We start from the raw sequence: 15,637 nt of genomic DNA, 5'->3' as shown, positions 1-15,637 counted from the left end.
CAACATAAGGATTGGTAAATGTCCCAGCAGTCCCGCGACCAACGTCTCGAGCAAATTAATGCCGCGCTTGCGCAGCGTATCCTGATCCTGGATGGCGCTATGGGGACGATGATCCAGAGGGAGAAGCTGGAAGAGGCCGATTACCGGGGTGAGCGCTTCGCCGACTTCCCACGCGACTTGAAAGGCAATAACGACCTGCTCAGCCTGACCCGCCCGGAGCTAATCGAAAAGATTCATCGGGAGTACCTTGAGGCGGGCGCGGACATTATCGAAACCAATACTTTTAACGCGACCCAGCTGTCCCAATCTGATTACGATATGGAACACTTGGTAGTAGAGATCAACCGGGCCTCCGCAGAGATCGCGCGCCGTGCAGCAGATGCACTCTCTACCCCAGAGCGCCCGCGCTGGGTAGCCGGGGTCATCGGCCCCACTTCCCGCACCGCCAGTATTTCACCAGACGTCAATGATCCAGGGGCACGCAATGTCACTTTCGATGAACTGGTAGAAAACTATGTAGAAGCGGGCCGCGCTTTGGTCGAAGGCGGCAGCGACCTGATCTTAATCGAAACCATTTTCGACACCCTCAATGCCAAGGCCGCTATCTATGCCATGCAGCAGCTCTTTGAGGAGCTGGGTTTCGAATTGCCAATTATGATTTCCGGCACCATTACCGATGCCTCTGGCCGCACCCTTTCCGGCCAAACGACTGAAGCTTTTTACAATTCCGTTGCCCACGCAAAGCCAATTTCTGTGGGGCTCAACTGTGCCCTGGGCGCCACCGAATTGCGCCCTTATGTGGAAGCCTTATCGGGCGCCTGTACCTCTAATGTCTCCGCCCACCCCAACGCGGGATTGCCCAATGAGTTTGGCGAATACGACGAAACCCCTGAGCAGACCGCCGCAATCGTAGCGGAATTTGCCCGCAGCGGATTTATTAATATCCTCGGCGGCTGTTGTGGCACCACCCCCGATCATATTCGTGCAATTGCCGACGCAGTGGCCGATATACCCCCACGACAGCAGCCGGAAATAAAACCTGCTCTGCGCCTGTCCGGACTGGAGCCATTTGTCGCCGATGAAAACGCCTTATTCGTCAATGTGGGCGAGCGTTGCAACGTCACTGGCTCCGCCCGATTTAAGCGCCTGATACTTGAAGAGGACTACGACACCGCCCTGCAAGTGGCTGCCGCCCAGGTGGAAGATGGGGCGCAGGTAATCGACTTCAATATGGATGAGGCGATGCTGGATGCACTCGCCGCTATGCGCCGCTTCCTCAACCTTGCCGCTACCGAACCGGATATCGCCAAGGTGCCATTTATGGTGGACTCCTCCAAGTGGGAGGTGATCGAGGCCGGCCTGCAATGCATCCAGGGCAAGCCCATTGTGAACTCCATCAGCCTCAAGGAAGGCAAAGAGGAGTTTATCGAAAAGGCTCGACTGTGCCTGCGCTACGGTGCAGCTGTGGTGGTGATGGCTTTTGATGAAGATGGCCAGGCGGATACTTTCGAGCGCAAAATTGAGATCTGCAAGCGCAGCTACGATGTGCTGGTCGATGAAGTCGGCTTCGATCCCACCGATATTATTTTCGACCCAAATATTTTTGCTGTCGCCACCGGTATTGAGGAACACAATAATTACGCGGTGGACTTTATTGAGGCGTGCCGCTGGATTCGCGCAAACCTGCCCGGTGCCCAGATCAGTGGCGGCGTCTCCAATGTTTCCTTCTCTTTCCGGGGCAACAATCCGGTACGTGAAGCCATTCATTCAGTATTCCTGTTTCACGCTATTAAAGCCGGCCTGAATATGGGTATCGTGAACGCCGGGCAGCTGGCGGTCTACGACGAACTCCCAGAGGAGCTGCGGGAAAAAGTTGAGGATGTGATCCTCAACCGCAGCCCGGATGCCACTGAAGCCCTGCTGGAAATTGCCCCCAAATACCAAGGGGATGGCGGCGGTGCCACACGCAAAGAGGACCTTAGCTGGCGCCAATTGCCCGTGAAGGAGCGCTTGGCACACTCCCTTGTGAAAGGCATTAACAACTATATCGAGGAAGATACCGAAGAGGCCCGCGCAAGTTCCTCACGCCCACTGGATGTGATCGAGGGTCCACTGATGGACGGTATGAATATCGTCGGAGACCTGTTTGGCGAAGGGAAAATGTTCTTGCCCCAGGTAGTGAAATCCGCCCGGGTTATGAAACAGGCGGTAGCCTACCTACAACCCTATATTGAAGCGGAAAAAACCGAAGACAGCCGCTCCAACGGCCGTATCCTGATGGCCACTGTTAAAGGGGATGTGCACGATATTGGCAAAAATATTGTGGGCGTGGTGCTGGCCTGCAACAACTATGAAGTAATCGACCTCGGCGTGATGGTGCCAGCGGAAACCATTTTGCAAACTGCAAAGGAAAAGGAGTGTGACATTATCGGCCTGTCCGGCCTGATCACCCCATCCCTGGATGAAATGGTTCATGTAGCCGCCGAGATGGAGCGCCAGGGGTTTGATATCCCATTATTGATCGGCGGAGCCACTACCTCCAAAGCCCATACCGCCGTAAAAATTGATCCCCAATTCCACCGCAACCAGGTGGTGTATGTAGCCGATGCATCCCGCGCCGTAGGCGTGGCCAGCAGCCTGATTTCCAATGAGCTGCGCCCAGCCTTTGTGGAAAAAATCCAGGCAGAGTATGACAAGGTACGCACCCGCACCGCCAACCGCAAGCGCAATGACACCCGCTTAACCTACGAGGAAGCGCGGGATACTGCCCCGGAATTTGATTGGAAAAACTACCAGCCAGCACGACCCAACAAGCTGGGCCTTACCGTGATCGACGATTTCCCTCTGGAGAAACTGCTCGACACTATGGACTGGACACCTTTCTTTATTTCCTGGGATTTGGCGGGTAAATTCCCGGCAATCCTTGAAGACGAAATTGTGGGAGAAGCCGCTACCGATCTCTACGACAACGCCCAGCGTATGTTGAAAGAGATTATCGATAAAAAGCTATTGCGCGCACGGGCCGTATTCGGCCTATGGCCCGCCAATAGCGTCGGCGACGATATCATCGTCTACAAGGATGAAAGCCGCAGTGAGGAGCTGGCTCGCCTTCACCATATGCGCCAGCAGGTACAGAAACGCGGTGGCGATGGCCTGTGCCGCTCCCTGGCAGATTTCGTCGCGCCGCTGGAGTCAGGCCAAATAGACTATGTGGGCGGCTTCGCAGTAACCACTGGCATCGGCGCAGACGAGTTGGCAGACACCTACGAAGCCAAGCACGACGATTACAACGCCATTATGGTAAAGGCCCTGGCAGACCGTATGGCAGAGTCCTTTGCTGAGACACTGCACCGTTTGGTGCGAAAAGAATATTGGGGCTATGCCGAAGACGAAACTCTGAGCAATGAGGAGCTGATCAAGGAAGCCTACCAGGGCATCCGCCCAGCCCCGGGCTATCCCGCCTGCCCCGATCATTCGGAAAAAGCTACCCTGTTCAAATTGCTACAAGCGGAGCAAAATGCAGGCGTCAGCCTTACCGAGCACTTTGCCATGATGCCCGCAGCTGCGGTGAGCGGTTGGTACTTCGCCCACCCCCAGGCAAAGTACTTCAATGTGGGCAAGATCGGCAGGGATCAGCTGCAAAGCCTGGCTAAACGAAAAGGGGTCAGCGAACCGGAATTGGAGCGCTGGCTACGTCCCAACCTCGAGGAGTGAGCCTGTGGAAGATAATAATAAGAAAGCGAAAAAGCCCAATTTCGGCCAGGTGGTAGTCAGTACCCTGGCCGCCGCGATTGGCGTGCAGAGTGATAAAAACCGCGAAAGGGATTTTCAAAGTGGCAGTATTATGACGTACGTTATTGCCGGCGTTGTTTTTACCGCCGTATTTGTAATCGGATTGGCTCTAATTGTGAAAATAGTACTCGGCAATATGGGCTAAAAGCGCAGAGTGCTTTCCATCAGCTAGCAGCTACACAAATAAGCCGAGCGAAATGTCTATCGCTAATGCCCGGGACTACACAACTCCGGGCCAGCGGCGGGCTAGCGCGTGGCCACCCAAAAAATACAGGTGGCTACGAAAATTGCGACCAGTGCTACAGCAGCAATTGCATCCACTACATTATCGTCTTCAGAAACTACAGCTACTTCATCATTCATCGAATCTCTCCGATCGTTCTTTATTGTTATTTAAAGTAGTTGGGCCGTCATAAACGGCCACTCAAGTAGAGCAAATTGAGCCCGCAGTTGCAAGGCTGGCCCGGAAGCCGACCGAAAACCTAAATTAGAGTGAAACTAAACTGCTAAGTGGCTATTGCCTCAAAGCTCCTCTCCTCGCAGCCGCAACTCCTCTATAACCCCTGACCTTGCAGTGCGATCAATACGGACAAAGCCTCGAAGAAAATCGCTACTCAGACGTGAACGAGACGTCCTACAAGAGTAATAAAGCCCCGTCCTGACAATATTCGACTCATCATTCTCGATTCGGCGGATCTGTGTATCGCTCAAATCCTGTCCCTCTGCGATCCCGTGGCGTATGGGCTCACCACCCGTTTCGAGGAAATTATCTACCTCCCTTTCTGTTAACTTAACACGGTAGAAATAAGATTGGAGCAAATCGTCATCATTCACCTCCAGCAATCGTTTGAGAATAAATGCCTGTCGCACAGGAGGCATATTACTGTCAAATGACATACGTCTGCCCAACCCTTGCTGCAATGCCCGCTCAAACAATTGCCTATATTCAGGTTCGGGCAGTTTCCACAGCTGATCAGACCAGACGGAGATTAGCGTACCTAGGGGAATATCTGAGTCAGTACTCAGCGCCAACACCTGCTCCGGAGAACATTCCTGTTCTCGCTCCCAAAAGTGGTACTCATCGAGTAACTTGCGATACTTCTTGATTAATGCAACAACTAGGTCGAGATTCGGGTGTTGACGAATCAACCTTGCCAGCTCCCTCTCAGGAGTGCCGCTTCTTTTAAAGCTCAATAACAGGGCATCGCATTGCTCGAGAGAGAGGTTAGGGTTATTAAAAACACTACTCCAACCACAAACCTTCTCTCCGCGCTCGAGCCGAAACAGGAGGTTGTCGATAATCCCAGAGTCCGCAGTGATCGTAAAAATTGCACTGTCGAAGCGCCCATTCTCCCTCCCGTACCAGGCATCTCCTGCGGTCGGGTCGGGAAGGTTTTCCATAGCACGCCTACGCAACTGCTCACCCTTGTGAATATCGGCCACCAGAGCTAGTAATCGTTGCTGTAGACGCGACTGATCGGCCTCAGAAAAATTACGACGACACAGCTGTGAAAGCGCCGAGTACAATACTTGCTCCTCGGGATCATCCAAAAGCTGTAAAATCAGGTCTGGTGGCAAATCCTTCCGCCGTGCCACCTCACGGCGTACATCCTTTAATTTATCCTTTGCCAACAGGGACAAAATCTCAAAATCCTGGCTTATTTCCGCCAACTCTAGCCGCGCAGCTTTATTTCCCAGTCCTTTTTTGCGCGGTTTGCTATCGGGTTTTATAGCTGCGAGTGGCACACCGCGTTTCCGCGCTAACTTCTGAGCCTCCTTAGCAACGGATTTATCCTTATCCTGTGCCAGCTCTTGTAGCATGCCATTGTAGACATAACCTTCCTCCACCAACTTCTTGCGAAGCGATGCGCTACCAATACGTGCCAGCATCCGATATTCGTATTCGCTAAACCTGATCGTACGATAATGTACAAAGCGGCGGTGCACATGGGAATCATCTAGCACTGCCAGATGACGGACACTATTCGGGTTGACTTCGGAACAAGCAATTACTTTGCGCTGACAGCTTCGCTCTCCATTACGCAGCACCCAGTCACATAAAAACTCCGGCGCATGACCACGATCCAAATAGTCATCGTACTTCCACTCATCAAAAGCCTCAGGCTTGATAGGCTTTGCCGACTCCAGCACAGCCAAGCTATAAGCTGGATTCTGGGCCAAATCTTCCGACAAGTAGCAGGCATAGCGACGATACAATTTCTCTGGACAATTTTGATGGCGCGCGACCAAGCGGTGCATCACACGAGCACGACATTTACGTGAACCGTGGATGCTAGACAACTTTTTCTCACTTGTCGTGTCCTTGAGTAGGCTCTTAAGGGCCGTCGCCAGCGGCGACTTATCTACCGCCAATTTGGACAGGGCGTCAATCGCCTCCGGCTGATCGATATACGTATTTACCAGATTAGCCAGAACCCGTTCTTCCGGTAGCTTTTGCATCAATGCCATAGCCTGGTCGAGGCTCAGATGCGGGTTATCGCTAAGACCAATCCACAGATGGTAATCGCCCTCAGCAATCAAGCCATCAATCTCTTCCGGCAGCTGCGTTTTCATCGCTAGGCCAATCCGCGCCCACAGAGGCAAATCGGCCCGCTGGCGCAAAGCCTGCAGCACCGCTTCACCCGCCTGCGGATGCAAGGAAGCTGCACAAGCTAGCAGATCATCGGCTTTCGAGGCCACTGTCGCTAATTGACTGTCATCCGCCCCTGCCAGGCGCAAAACTGTGAGAAAGCCTGCATCACCAGGGCCAGCTTTGGAGGCCTGCTGGGTATCCGTCAAGCTCTCTCCAAGCATACTGCTGCGGACATCCTCGGGCAGCTTGTCCAAGGCAGTCGCCTTAACGCCAGCATGCTTATCTAGCGCCAACTTACGCAGTATCGTCTGCGGTGTGCGTATGTCAGCAGCTACAGCTTTTCGCACCACCACAGACTTATGCAGCGCGAAACGTTCAAACCATTCCTGAGGGGCTCCCTCCCGCTTCAAAGCACGTGCGGCATTCTTTGGTTTTAAGCGCTCTACATAGTGCTCAAGTTGATCAAATCCCATATAGGCCGCGACATACCCCTCATTTTCTGGGTATTGCAGGAAGTGCTCAATAACAAAGCCGGGGGTGAGACACAGTAACTCTCCTCGAGTCTGGCTGCTGTTAAGCTCAACTCCATCTGCTGTAGTTCTAATAAATCGTATGTACCCTTTATAGAGATAGTGCTCCACAAGGCTTTCAAGGCTTGCCTTGCGAGTAAGGCTTTGCAACCAATTCCACCTCTGCCCGCCGCCAGGCTCCAACATGGCCAACTGTACCTCACGCATTGCCGGTACATCTGCGACCATCTCCGGGTAAATAGCGTCTACTAACGCAATCAGCTCCAAGGGGCAGTTTATATGCCCCATGATGCGCTTAGTCCGCTCTAAATTCGTGTCCTTACGAAACTTAAAAGCCGCTTCCAAAAACCAGCTCCGACAATCCGGCAAGGCCAGACATGCCTCCAGCACCTCAGACTGCGCCTGACGAATCAGTTTAATCCGCGATTTATAGGCGGGATCCTCCTGGGTGCACAGTTCGGTCAATTCCATATCTATACCTTAATTCTTACAACAGTTCCGAAGGGAATTTGCTCATCTTCCTGGCCATCTTCGGTTAGCAACCACAGCACTGGTATTGAGGGGGAGGTATTTGGGAAAGTACCAAAACCATCACTGAAGTAGAGGACGGCCACCGGCTGTTCCAATAGCGAGTCACGCTTTTCCAAATCCGAAAAATACGTGGTGAAACTTGTCCCGCCAGCCCCAATAGGTACCGGAAAATCGGACAGGTCCTGTGGTATTCCGTAGGGGCCGTGTAGTGCAACATCCGCGTAATAAAAATTAATACGGGTATTGGGGTGGCACTGGTGAACAGCAAATAGCTCCTCCAAGAAGCGCGACAAAGTACGACCGCAGATGGAACCGCTAGTATCCACCACCACCTCTACCGGTAAATCCTCGGACTGTAGATGCTCCAGATACAAGGAACGGTGTAAAAAACGGCGATCAAATTCCTCATAATCATTCGCTGCAGGTGTGGCGTACTTCCACAGCAACGAACGCCAATCCAACTGACCACCGATAACAATTTCTGTTTCACGCTTTAGGGAGCTGGATTTAGTGCCCGCAGATTTACTATTTTGGGGTAGCTGTCGCGCCTTGACCAAAGCCCCCTGCCAGTAGGCCTGCTCAGCCGTGGCTTGGCTGCCAGACTGAGGACTAAAATCGTCATGGCAGCGGTATCTCTGGACCAGAACTCGAGCATAATTGGCAATAGGGTCGTCCCCAACGCCATCCCCCCCCTGCCCGCCATCCTTAGGACGATCTTTTAATAAACGGGCATATACCCGCTCAACAGAATACCCTGCAAAACGCCCATCCCACGCCGTCGTGGGCGGCACTGGCCAGGATGTTTCTTCAGTAAGGATGTTGTTGACGACGATATCCGCAGCCATATTCCAAAGCAACGGGTCTCGACCGGTGCCGCGATGGGGGTGGCCCAAGGCTAGATGTAGCACCTGATGTAGCAGGTAGCCGTGACGCTCGTGCTCTTCCATACCAAGAAAAAACTGTGGCGACACCCGCAGTGCGCGACCGTCAATTTTCGAAATCTCTACTTCATTATCGAACTGCAAACGCGCGAACATCGCCAGCACAGCGAAGAACGGAAATTCTCGCTGCAAAGCCAAAATAAATCGTGCCCAGCCCTTCTCAAGACTTACCGCATTACTCATAAAGCGCCTGCAAAATCAGGATGCCAGGGCAACAAAGTCACGCAGGAAACGACTTGCGTTGTCATCCTGTATTATGTCGCGTGCAAATTCCTGATACTGGCCTGTCTCTCGCAAGCGTGGGAACAGGTCGCTTGCATAGAGGTGGACCCACTCCTCTCCGACTCGATCAATCAGCCACTTAAAAGCATTAACTGAATGCGACACCTGCTCCGCACGGCTCACTAACGTCGATATAGTGGCATAACGAACGGAGGGTTCCACCGTGAGCTGTTCCGGGCCGTTTCCAGCGAAGATAGCCTCGATATCCGGCAACTGGCTTTTTAACTGTACAAAGGCATCGAATTCCATTGCGGTTGCAGCGCCCACTGCCGGCTCAACACTGACGCCTGCGGTATGCAGGTTAGCGGCCATTTCCCAACTTCGAGGTGACGGCCAGTTAGGTTCGTTGGGATGAGGCTTGTGTAGCAAATCGGGGCGGAACGACAGAAAGCCAATAATCTCTGCAGACAGACGCTGGCGATAGGCGTATTGCTTGAAGTCATCCAGCGACTCTGCAACATTGAGATGCAAAAAACGGTTGGCCAGCGGAGCTGGCATCTCATATACGGCAGCACGATCACTCTTTGTGTTTCCTGCAGCCCAAACAACCCAGTCCTCAGGTAACTGGTAATCGCCAACTCGCCGATCAAGGATCAGCTGCTGAGCCACACCCTGCAGTGCAGGCGGAGCCATATTTAGCTCATCCATAAACAAAACGCCAGCTCCTTGAGTGGGAAGGAATGACGGCGGAAACCAATGAGTGGCCCCCTTGCCGGGAACCGGGATACCGCGTAAGTCACTTGGCATCAACTGGCTCAGTCGCAAATCGACGAAGTCCAACCCCCTCTCTTGACAGAGGTTCAGTACGATAGATGATTTACCAATACCAGGCTTGCCCCAGATCATGACCGCATGACGCAACCGAGCCTCAAGGAGGCGTGATAGATAATTTTTTAATGCTAAGGGGGTCATTCGCTAACTACTTATCCTTAATGTTCTAAACCTTTGTCACGCACGCACTACATTTCCAATAGCTAACAACTGGGTAACACTTTGCCCTCAAGAGATTTTTGGGGATGAGGAATTGAAAGCAGATCCAAGGTAAAGAGCCTGAGTAACGACGACAATAATACTTAAAATACTGAAGTCGTCATGACCTACTTCCGGGAACTACCGGTTGAATTCGACGCAATATATAGCCGACGGATTTAGCCTGAACGGAGAAGTGAATACAAGAGAAACCCCCATTACAGAGAATTACATTCTCACCATATGAAATCTGCACTAGCAGATGGACGGCAGCAAATGTTTTTCTATTAAAAATCTCACACTTTTCCAAAACTTATAGGCGACACTTTTGCATTATCACAACCATCACTACCCGCAAACGCCTAACTAAGATGTCGGCCGCGCAAGTCTACAGCGAAAACCGACCATGTGAATTGCAAACCAAGAATCATTACACGCAGACTATGCTCTCTTTCGTGGTTCATAATAGGCAAAACCTAATCGAGCCATATTTACGTCATTCCTACCATCAACCGAAAATTCACAAAAAGGCTTTGGGCTGGGAATTAGCTAAAAGTTCATAAAATGCGCTCTTAGCCCATCATATTTTCGTATCTCAATTAAAGAAAAGCTCTTTTGCCCGCAGGTATAATCAACCAGAGATAGCAATAAAGTGCGGCCTCCAATTGACACATAGACATCAGTAGATAATAACTTCACATTAATGGGTGGCCTTACCTCCCCCAAAGAGCTGCGACAATAAAGGATAAGAAAATAACGCTATAACCTTCTATTTAGTCATACAAACTTAATAACTAAAAAGCCCTTTATCTTTATTGGTCCAATGGTCCTGCAGACATCATAATCTGAACAATTAGTGAAGAATCATTCCCAAGAGATAGTAGCAAAAAAGGAGAACTTTCGATAATACAGCAATAGCCATCTGATTCTCACTAGCACCTCCGCCAAGGCTTGAGGAGACTTCTTAGATAATCATTAATAATCGAAGTTAGCGTACGACAATTGGCTACCTTATGTGAATATTATCTTTACAGCCAACCACAAAATTACAGTTTTCATTTCTACACACCAACACCTGAGTGAATGCGCGTCCCCCACCACTTTAGAAACCAAGCAGGCTACAGAATCGATGCCCAAAGTACATAAGTTATGAACTAATTACGAAGAGTCAAACGGCTAATTCACCACTACAAACCGATAAGTAATGCCCAGCTGCATAGGGCCCTTGGGCTTGGAGACGTTTGCTGATCTCATTGCCTTTAAAGGTTAGCTATAGCGACATCTGTTAGCTTACCGGCTGGCCCCAGCTTACACGTCGTCAAGAACTTTCTCGATAGTAGCCAAAACAAATCCAGGGGTCACGACCCAAAGAGCGGGAAACCAAAGCCGCTATAATCAACATATAGGCCCGCCATCAAAGTACTATCAAATACAAGGCAGTTAGCCTCTAAGCGCCCGACACCACAAACCAGCGCCACAGAAAGTACCCCTTATAACTATTGGTTACAGATATAGCGGAAAATATTGTTATTTATTGCATAAGAGCGCTGGTATGTTATGCGCCAGCGGAGAATCGCCCGGGGCCTGCCCCTTTCTCCACCATCAGCGCACAAAGGCAATGGAATCAAGCTGTTATGTATCGATACGACGACCGGGACCGCGCCATCATCAACGATCGCGTAGCCCAGTTCCGCGGCCAAACGGAACGTTACCTTGCCGGCGAGTTGAGCGAGGAACAATTCCTGCCGCTGCGCCTGCAAAATGGCCTCTATATTCAGCGACTGGCCCCCATGTTGCGTATTGCCGTTCCCTACGGCCTACTCAACAGTGCCCAGTTACGCCGTCTCGCCCGCGTAAGCCGCGACTACGATAAAGGCTACGCCCACTTCACTACGCGCCAGAACCTCCAATACAACTGGCCGCAGCTGGAAGATGTACCCGCTATTCTCGATGAGCTGGCGGAAGTGGAAATGCACGCGGTACAAACCAGCGGCAACTGTATCCGAAATACCACCTCGGACCCCTACGCCGGCATTGCGCTCGACGAGATTGCCGACCCCCGCCCCTACTGCGAGCTGATTCGCCAGTGGTCTACATTCCACCCGGAATTCGCTTTCTTGCCGCGCAAGTTCAAGATTGCCGTCAGTGGTTCAGAGCAGGACCGCGCCGCCATCCGTGTACACGATATCGGTGTGCAGATCGTCAAGCGCGGTGAAGAGATTGGCTTCCAGGTATTGGTAGGTGGCGGTCAGGGCCGCACACCGGTTATTGCCGAGACCATCCGCGACTTCCTGCCGGAAGAAGACCTGCTCTCTTACCTTGAAGCGATTGTCCGCGTTTACAACCAGCTGGGTCGTCGCGACAACAAGTACAAAGCGCGCATTAAAATTCTGGTCAAGGCCCTCGGCCCGGAAGAGTTCGGCCGCCGCGTGGAAGAAGAGTGGCAACATATTAAAGACGGCGCTGAAAAGTTAACCCAGGAAGCATTGGATTGGGCTAAATCCTTCTTCACAGCCCCGGAATATCGCGAGTTTGACGGATCAGCTGCTGAAGCTGCACTGCAACAACAAGCTGACAGCGACAAAGCCTTTGCCCGCTGGCTTGAACGCAACACCTACCCGCACCGGGTACCCGGTTATCGCGCGATTAAGTTGTCCACCAAACCCACTGGTGTCCCCCCAGGTGATGTAACCGATGCCCAATTAGAGGCTATTGCCGATCTCGCCGATACTTTTAGCTTTGGTGAAGCTCGGGTAACTCACGACCAGAATGTGGTACTCGCAGACGTCGAACAGGACAAACTGTTTGAACTCTGGCAACAGGCCCGCAAGCACGGTTTCGCCACACCGAATATCGGCACCCTGACCGATATGATTTGCTGCCCCGGCGGTGACTACTGCTCACTTGCCAATGCCAAGTCCATCCCGGTAGCCGAAGCCATCCAGCGTCGCTTTGACGATATGGACTACCTGTACGACCTGGGTGATCTCAACCTCAATATATCTGGCTGTATGAATGCCTGTGGCCACCACCACGTGGGACATATCGGCATCCTCGGCGTCGACAAAAAAGGGGAAGAGTTCTACCAGATTCAGCTGGGCGGCAGTGCATCCAACGAGGCCAGCCTGGCCAAGGTATTGGGCCCCAGTTTCTCCCGCGCTGAAGTGCCAGACGTGATCAGCAAAATCCTCGACCTCTATGTCGAGCAACGCCAAACGGAAGAGCCCTTTATCGACACCTACAACCGCATCGGCCTTCAGCCCTTCAAGGAGAGAGTTTATGCCAAAGCCAGCTAAACTGGGCCCACAGCCGGGCAACCCCGCAGAACTGATCATCGATGGTGAAGTAAAGACCAACGAATGGCAGCTGGTACCCCAACTGGAAGCGGGAGAGGAGTTGGACCCAAGCACCCTGCCCTCCGGCAAAATTATCCTGCCACTGCGACAGTGGCTGGCGCATCGCGATGCGCTGTCATCCCGCAGTGACGAAGTCGGTGTTTGGCTGGACAGTGAAGAAGGTGCCGAGCAAATTGCGGAAGAAGCTCCCAAATTGCCGGTAATTGCCGTGCACTTCCCGGCATTTGCCGACGGTCGAGGCTTTACCGCAGGCCGTATGCTGCGCGAGCGCTACAGCTTTACCGGAGAGTTACGCGCAGTAGGCGGGTTTATGCGAGACCAGCTGACCTATTTACAACGCTGCGGCTTCAATGCCTACGCATTTGAAGGCGAGCAGCCTCTGGCAAGCCTTAAAGACTCGATGAGCGATTTTGGCGATAGCTACCAAACAGGGGTAGACCAACCGCTGCCCATGTTCCGTCGCCGCTTCTAAAGCTCAATTTAGACCTCTGAATACTCAGAGGTCTAAATTTCCACTTCCATCACGCCTCCAACCCCAATCCATTAAGTGCAAACTCCAAAGAGGGTTCCACCTCCTTGAGTTCCCGCCCGGATCGCAATACCGATGCTGTGCCATGCAACAAGGTAATCAGGTACATAGCGCACTCCTCGGCACGCCGATCCAGCCCTATAGCCTGGGACTCTTTATCAAAACGAAACAAGTCAACCAGTTGCTTTACCGCTTCTGCGTCAGCAGCTTTTAAAGCGTCAATGGCATCAGAAGGCAAAGCATCACCGGCAGTTTCCGATAATCCAAACGCCAGATAACAACCCCTCGGGGTTCCCTCCCCGCCCTGTCCTTTAACGGTAGCCAGCAAATAACTATGCAATCGCTGCCGCAACGGCACTCCCTCTTCCGTCAGGAACTGCATACGATCTTTGGCATATCTATCCAGGTACTGCCCCAATGAAAGAACAAACAGTTTCTCTTTATTGCCAAAAGAAGAATACAGACTTGGCTTATTAATCCCCATAGCCTTGGTCAGGTCGGCCATTGAGGCGCCCACATAGCCCTTTTTCCAAAAGACTTTCGTTGCTGATTCCAGCGCATGCGCCTTATCAAACTCCGGCTTGCGACCCGCCATTGGCAATCTCCCAAAAATTGTTTTGACAATATTGTACCGATCGGTAAGACTTAGCTCAAACCTTACCGATCGGTACAATATTGATCAACCCTTCACAGGAGAACAGAATTGAGCATTTCAATCGAAGGAAAAACTGCCCTTGTAACTGGAGCGAATCGCGGAATTGGCAAGGCAATTGTTGAGCGCTTTCTCGACGGTGGCGCAAAAAAAGTCTATCTAGCCGTTCGCAACCCGGAGACAACGACGGAGCTGACAGAAAAATATGGCGACAAAGTAATCACATTGAAACTCGATGTGGCAAATGCCCAAAGTGTAGGGGCGGCGGCAAAGGCGATTCAGGAATTGGATATTCTGGTGAACAATGCCGGGGTACTTGCGCCCGCAGACCCGCTTAGCGACCATGTAGAGGACTCTCTTAAGCAGGAACTGGAAGTGAATACCTTTGGGCTTGTCCGTGTAGCCAAAGCATTCACCCCGCATTTGGAAAAGAGCAAAGGCGCCCTGGTACAAATGAATTCGGTAGTATCCTTGCGTACCTTCCCACACGTTAGCACCTATTCCGCATCCAAAGCCGCCAGCTACGCAATTACCCAGGCACTTCGAGAAACGCTTCAGGAGCGAGGCGTACAAGTATTGAGTGTTCACCCCGGCCCCATCAAAACAGATATGGCCAAACAGGCTGGGCTGGAGGACGGAGAATCCCCCGGTGCAGTGGCTGAGGAAATTGTTGGCGCGCTAGAAAATGGGGATTTTCACCTCTTCCCGGATGCCATGTCGCAGACTTTTGAAGCCGCTTATCAGAGCTTCTCTGATTCGGTGATCACCGCAGACCTTAGCGAATAACACGGCCGAAGATTGTCTGAGTAAGAAGTAACACAAGCCTCGAAGGAACCCGATCTAGGGTTCTTTCAAGAGGCTGGAAAATTCCTCTGAAGCCATAACGGGTACAAACTCAGTGATCGTAAAAGTCGACGCCCCATGTTTTGTGAAAGGGTCTTCTTCCAGAACCTTTCGCAGCACTTCCTCAGAGGGATGACGTGAAATAATTATCGCGCCAGTTCTAGGCTCTTTCGCTCCCCCAAAAAGCAGGTCTCCCGATTTATAGTGTCCCTCCAGGTAGCTCACATGCTCCGCCATTAACTCTGGGGTCAGTTTTTTAATATCCGGGAAATTCAAGTTCACTAAAAACATAACGTCTCCCCCCTCCTTAGGGGCTATATATCAACTCTTTACACCACTTTAAGCTTGCAGAAATAACCTCCACCAAACTAATAGATAGCTAATCTTTTCATCTTGGCGGTAGAGGATAATCCCCAAGCAGTAGTTTAAATGGAAACCATCGGAGATTGATGATCGGGCATCATTTAATTTAATGGTGCCATCACGTACCTTTCTTTAGGCAAAAGTGCTAAATAGACGATACTTCAGATTAATCAAGTTACATGTGGCCTGAAGAGCTTCATCTGCCTTCCAGGCTATGGTATCCCCCTCAAAGCCACATACCAAACTCCCCTCAAAA

Annotated in this window: 10 protein-coding genes; 5 read left to right on the top strand and 5 right to left on the bottom strand. The window is 51.7% G+C overall.

Annotated features, from left to right (window positions below; genetic code table 11):
* Nucleotides 1–18 precede the first annotated feature (18 nt).
* Nucleotides 19–3,714, top strand: coding sequence for a methionine synthase (metH, locus tag ACJJI8_RS16005; RefSeq protein ID WP_444932975.1), 3,696 nt, complete (start codon nt 19–21; stop codon nt 3,712–3,714).
* 4 nt (nt 3,715–3,718) lie between these two features.
* The gene (locus tag ACJJI8_RS16000) at nt 3,719–3,937 is read left to right on the top strand and encodes a DUF2970 domain-containing protein (protein ID WP_413665506.1); all 219 of its coding nucleotides are present in this window, start codon (nt 3,719–3,721) and stop codon (nt 3,935–3,937) included.
* A gap of 377 nt (nt 3,938–4,314) precedes the next feature.
* Here ACJJI8_RS16000 and ACJJI8_RS15995 read toward each other — a convergent pair whose 3' ends face one another.
* From ACJJI8_RS15995 to ACJJI8_RS15985, 3 genes are read right to left on the bottom strand one after another with little or no spacing between them, the layout of a single operon-like run.
* Nucleotides 4,315–7,386, bottom strand: coding sequence for a hypothetical protein (locus ACJJI8_RS15995; protein WP_444932974.1), 3,072 nt, complete (start codon nt 7,384–7,386; stop codon nt 4,315–4,317).
* Between the two features lie 2 nt (nt 7,387–7,388).
* On the bottom strand, nt 7,389–8,570 hold the full coding sequence (locus ACJJI8_RS15990; protein ID WP_444932973.1) for a vWA domain-containing protein: 1,182 nt from the start codon (nt 8,568–8,570) through the stop codon (nt 7,389–7,391).
* Nucleotides 8,571–8,585: 15 nt separating this feature from the next.
* On the bottom strand, nt 8,586–9,581 hold the full coding sequence (locus ACJJI8_RS15985; protein WP_444932972.1) for an ATP-binding protein: 996 nt from the start codon (nt 9,579–9,581) through the stop codon (nt 8,586–8,588).
* Between the two features lie 1,691 nt (nt 9,582–11,272).
* On the opposite strand from ACJJI8_RS15985, the gene ACJJI8_RS15980 reads away from it, so the two are divergent.
* Nucleotides 11,273–12,934, top strand: a complete 1,662-nt coding sequence (locus ACJJI8_RS15980) for a nitrite/sulfite reductase (RefSeq protein ID WP_444905527.1) — start codon at nt 11,273–11,275, stop codon at nt 12,932–12,934.
* On the top strand, nt 12,918–13,466 hold the full coding sequence (locus ACJJI8_RS15975) for a DUF934 domain-containing protein (RefSeq protein WP_444897573.1): 549 nt from the start codon (nt 12,918–12,920) through the stop codon (nt 13,464–13,466). Before ACJJI8_RS15980 ends, ACJJI8_RS15975 begins: the two co-directional genes overlap by 17 nt.
* A gap of 49 nt (nt 13,467–13,515) precedes the next feature.
* Here the strand turns inward: ACJJI8_RS15975 and ACJJI8_RS15970 are convergent, their stop codons facing one another.
* Nucleotides 13,516–14,118: a TetR/AcrR family transcriptional regulator gene (locus ACJJI8_RS15970; RefSeq protein WP_444932971.1), complete on the bottom strand. Its 603-nt coding sequence runs from the start codon at nt 14,116–14,118 to the stop codon at nt 13,516–13,518.
* A gap of 108 nt (nt 14,119–14,226) precedes the next feature.
* Here ACJJI8_RS15970 and ACJJI8_RS15965 point away from each other — a divergent pair, with 108 nt between their 5' ends.
* A complete protein-coding gene (locus tag ACJJI8_RS15965; RefSeq protein WP_444932970.1) occupies nt 14,227–14,961 on the top strand; it encodes an SDR family oxidoreductase in 735 nt (244 codons plus the stop codon).
* Nucleotides 14,962–15,015: 54 nt separating this feature from the next.
* On the opposite strand, the gene ACJJI8_RS15960 is transcribed toward ACJJI8_RS15965, so the two are convergent.
* Complete coding sequence (locus ACJJI8_RS15960) at nt 15,016–15,309, bottom strand: YciI family protein (protein WP_444897576.1); 294 nt, start codon at nt 15,307–15,309, stop codon at nt 15,016–15,018.
* Between the last annotated feature and the right edge of the window lie 328 nt (nt 15,310–15,637).

This window comes from Microbulbifer maximicatervae (SeqCode) (assembly GCF_052467695.1).
This window is presented reverse-complemented; position numbering and strand designations above follow the sequence as displayed.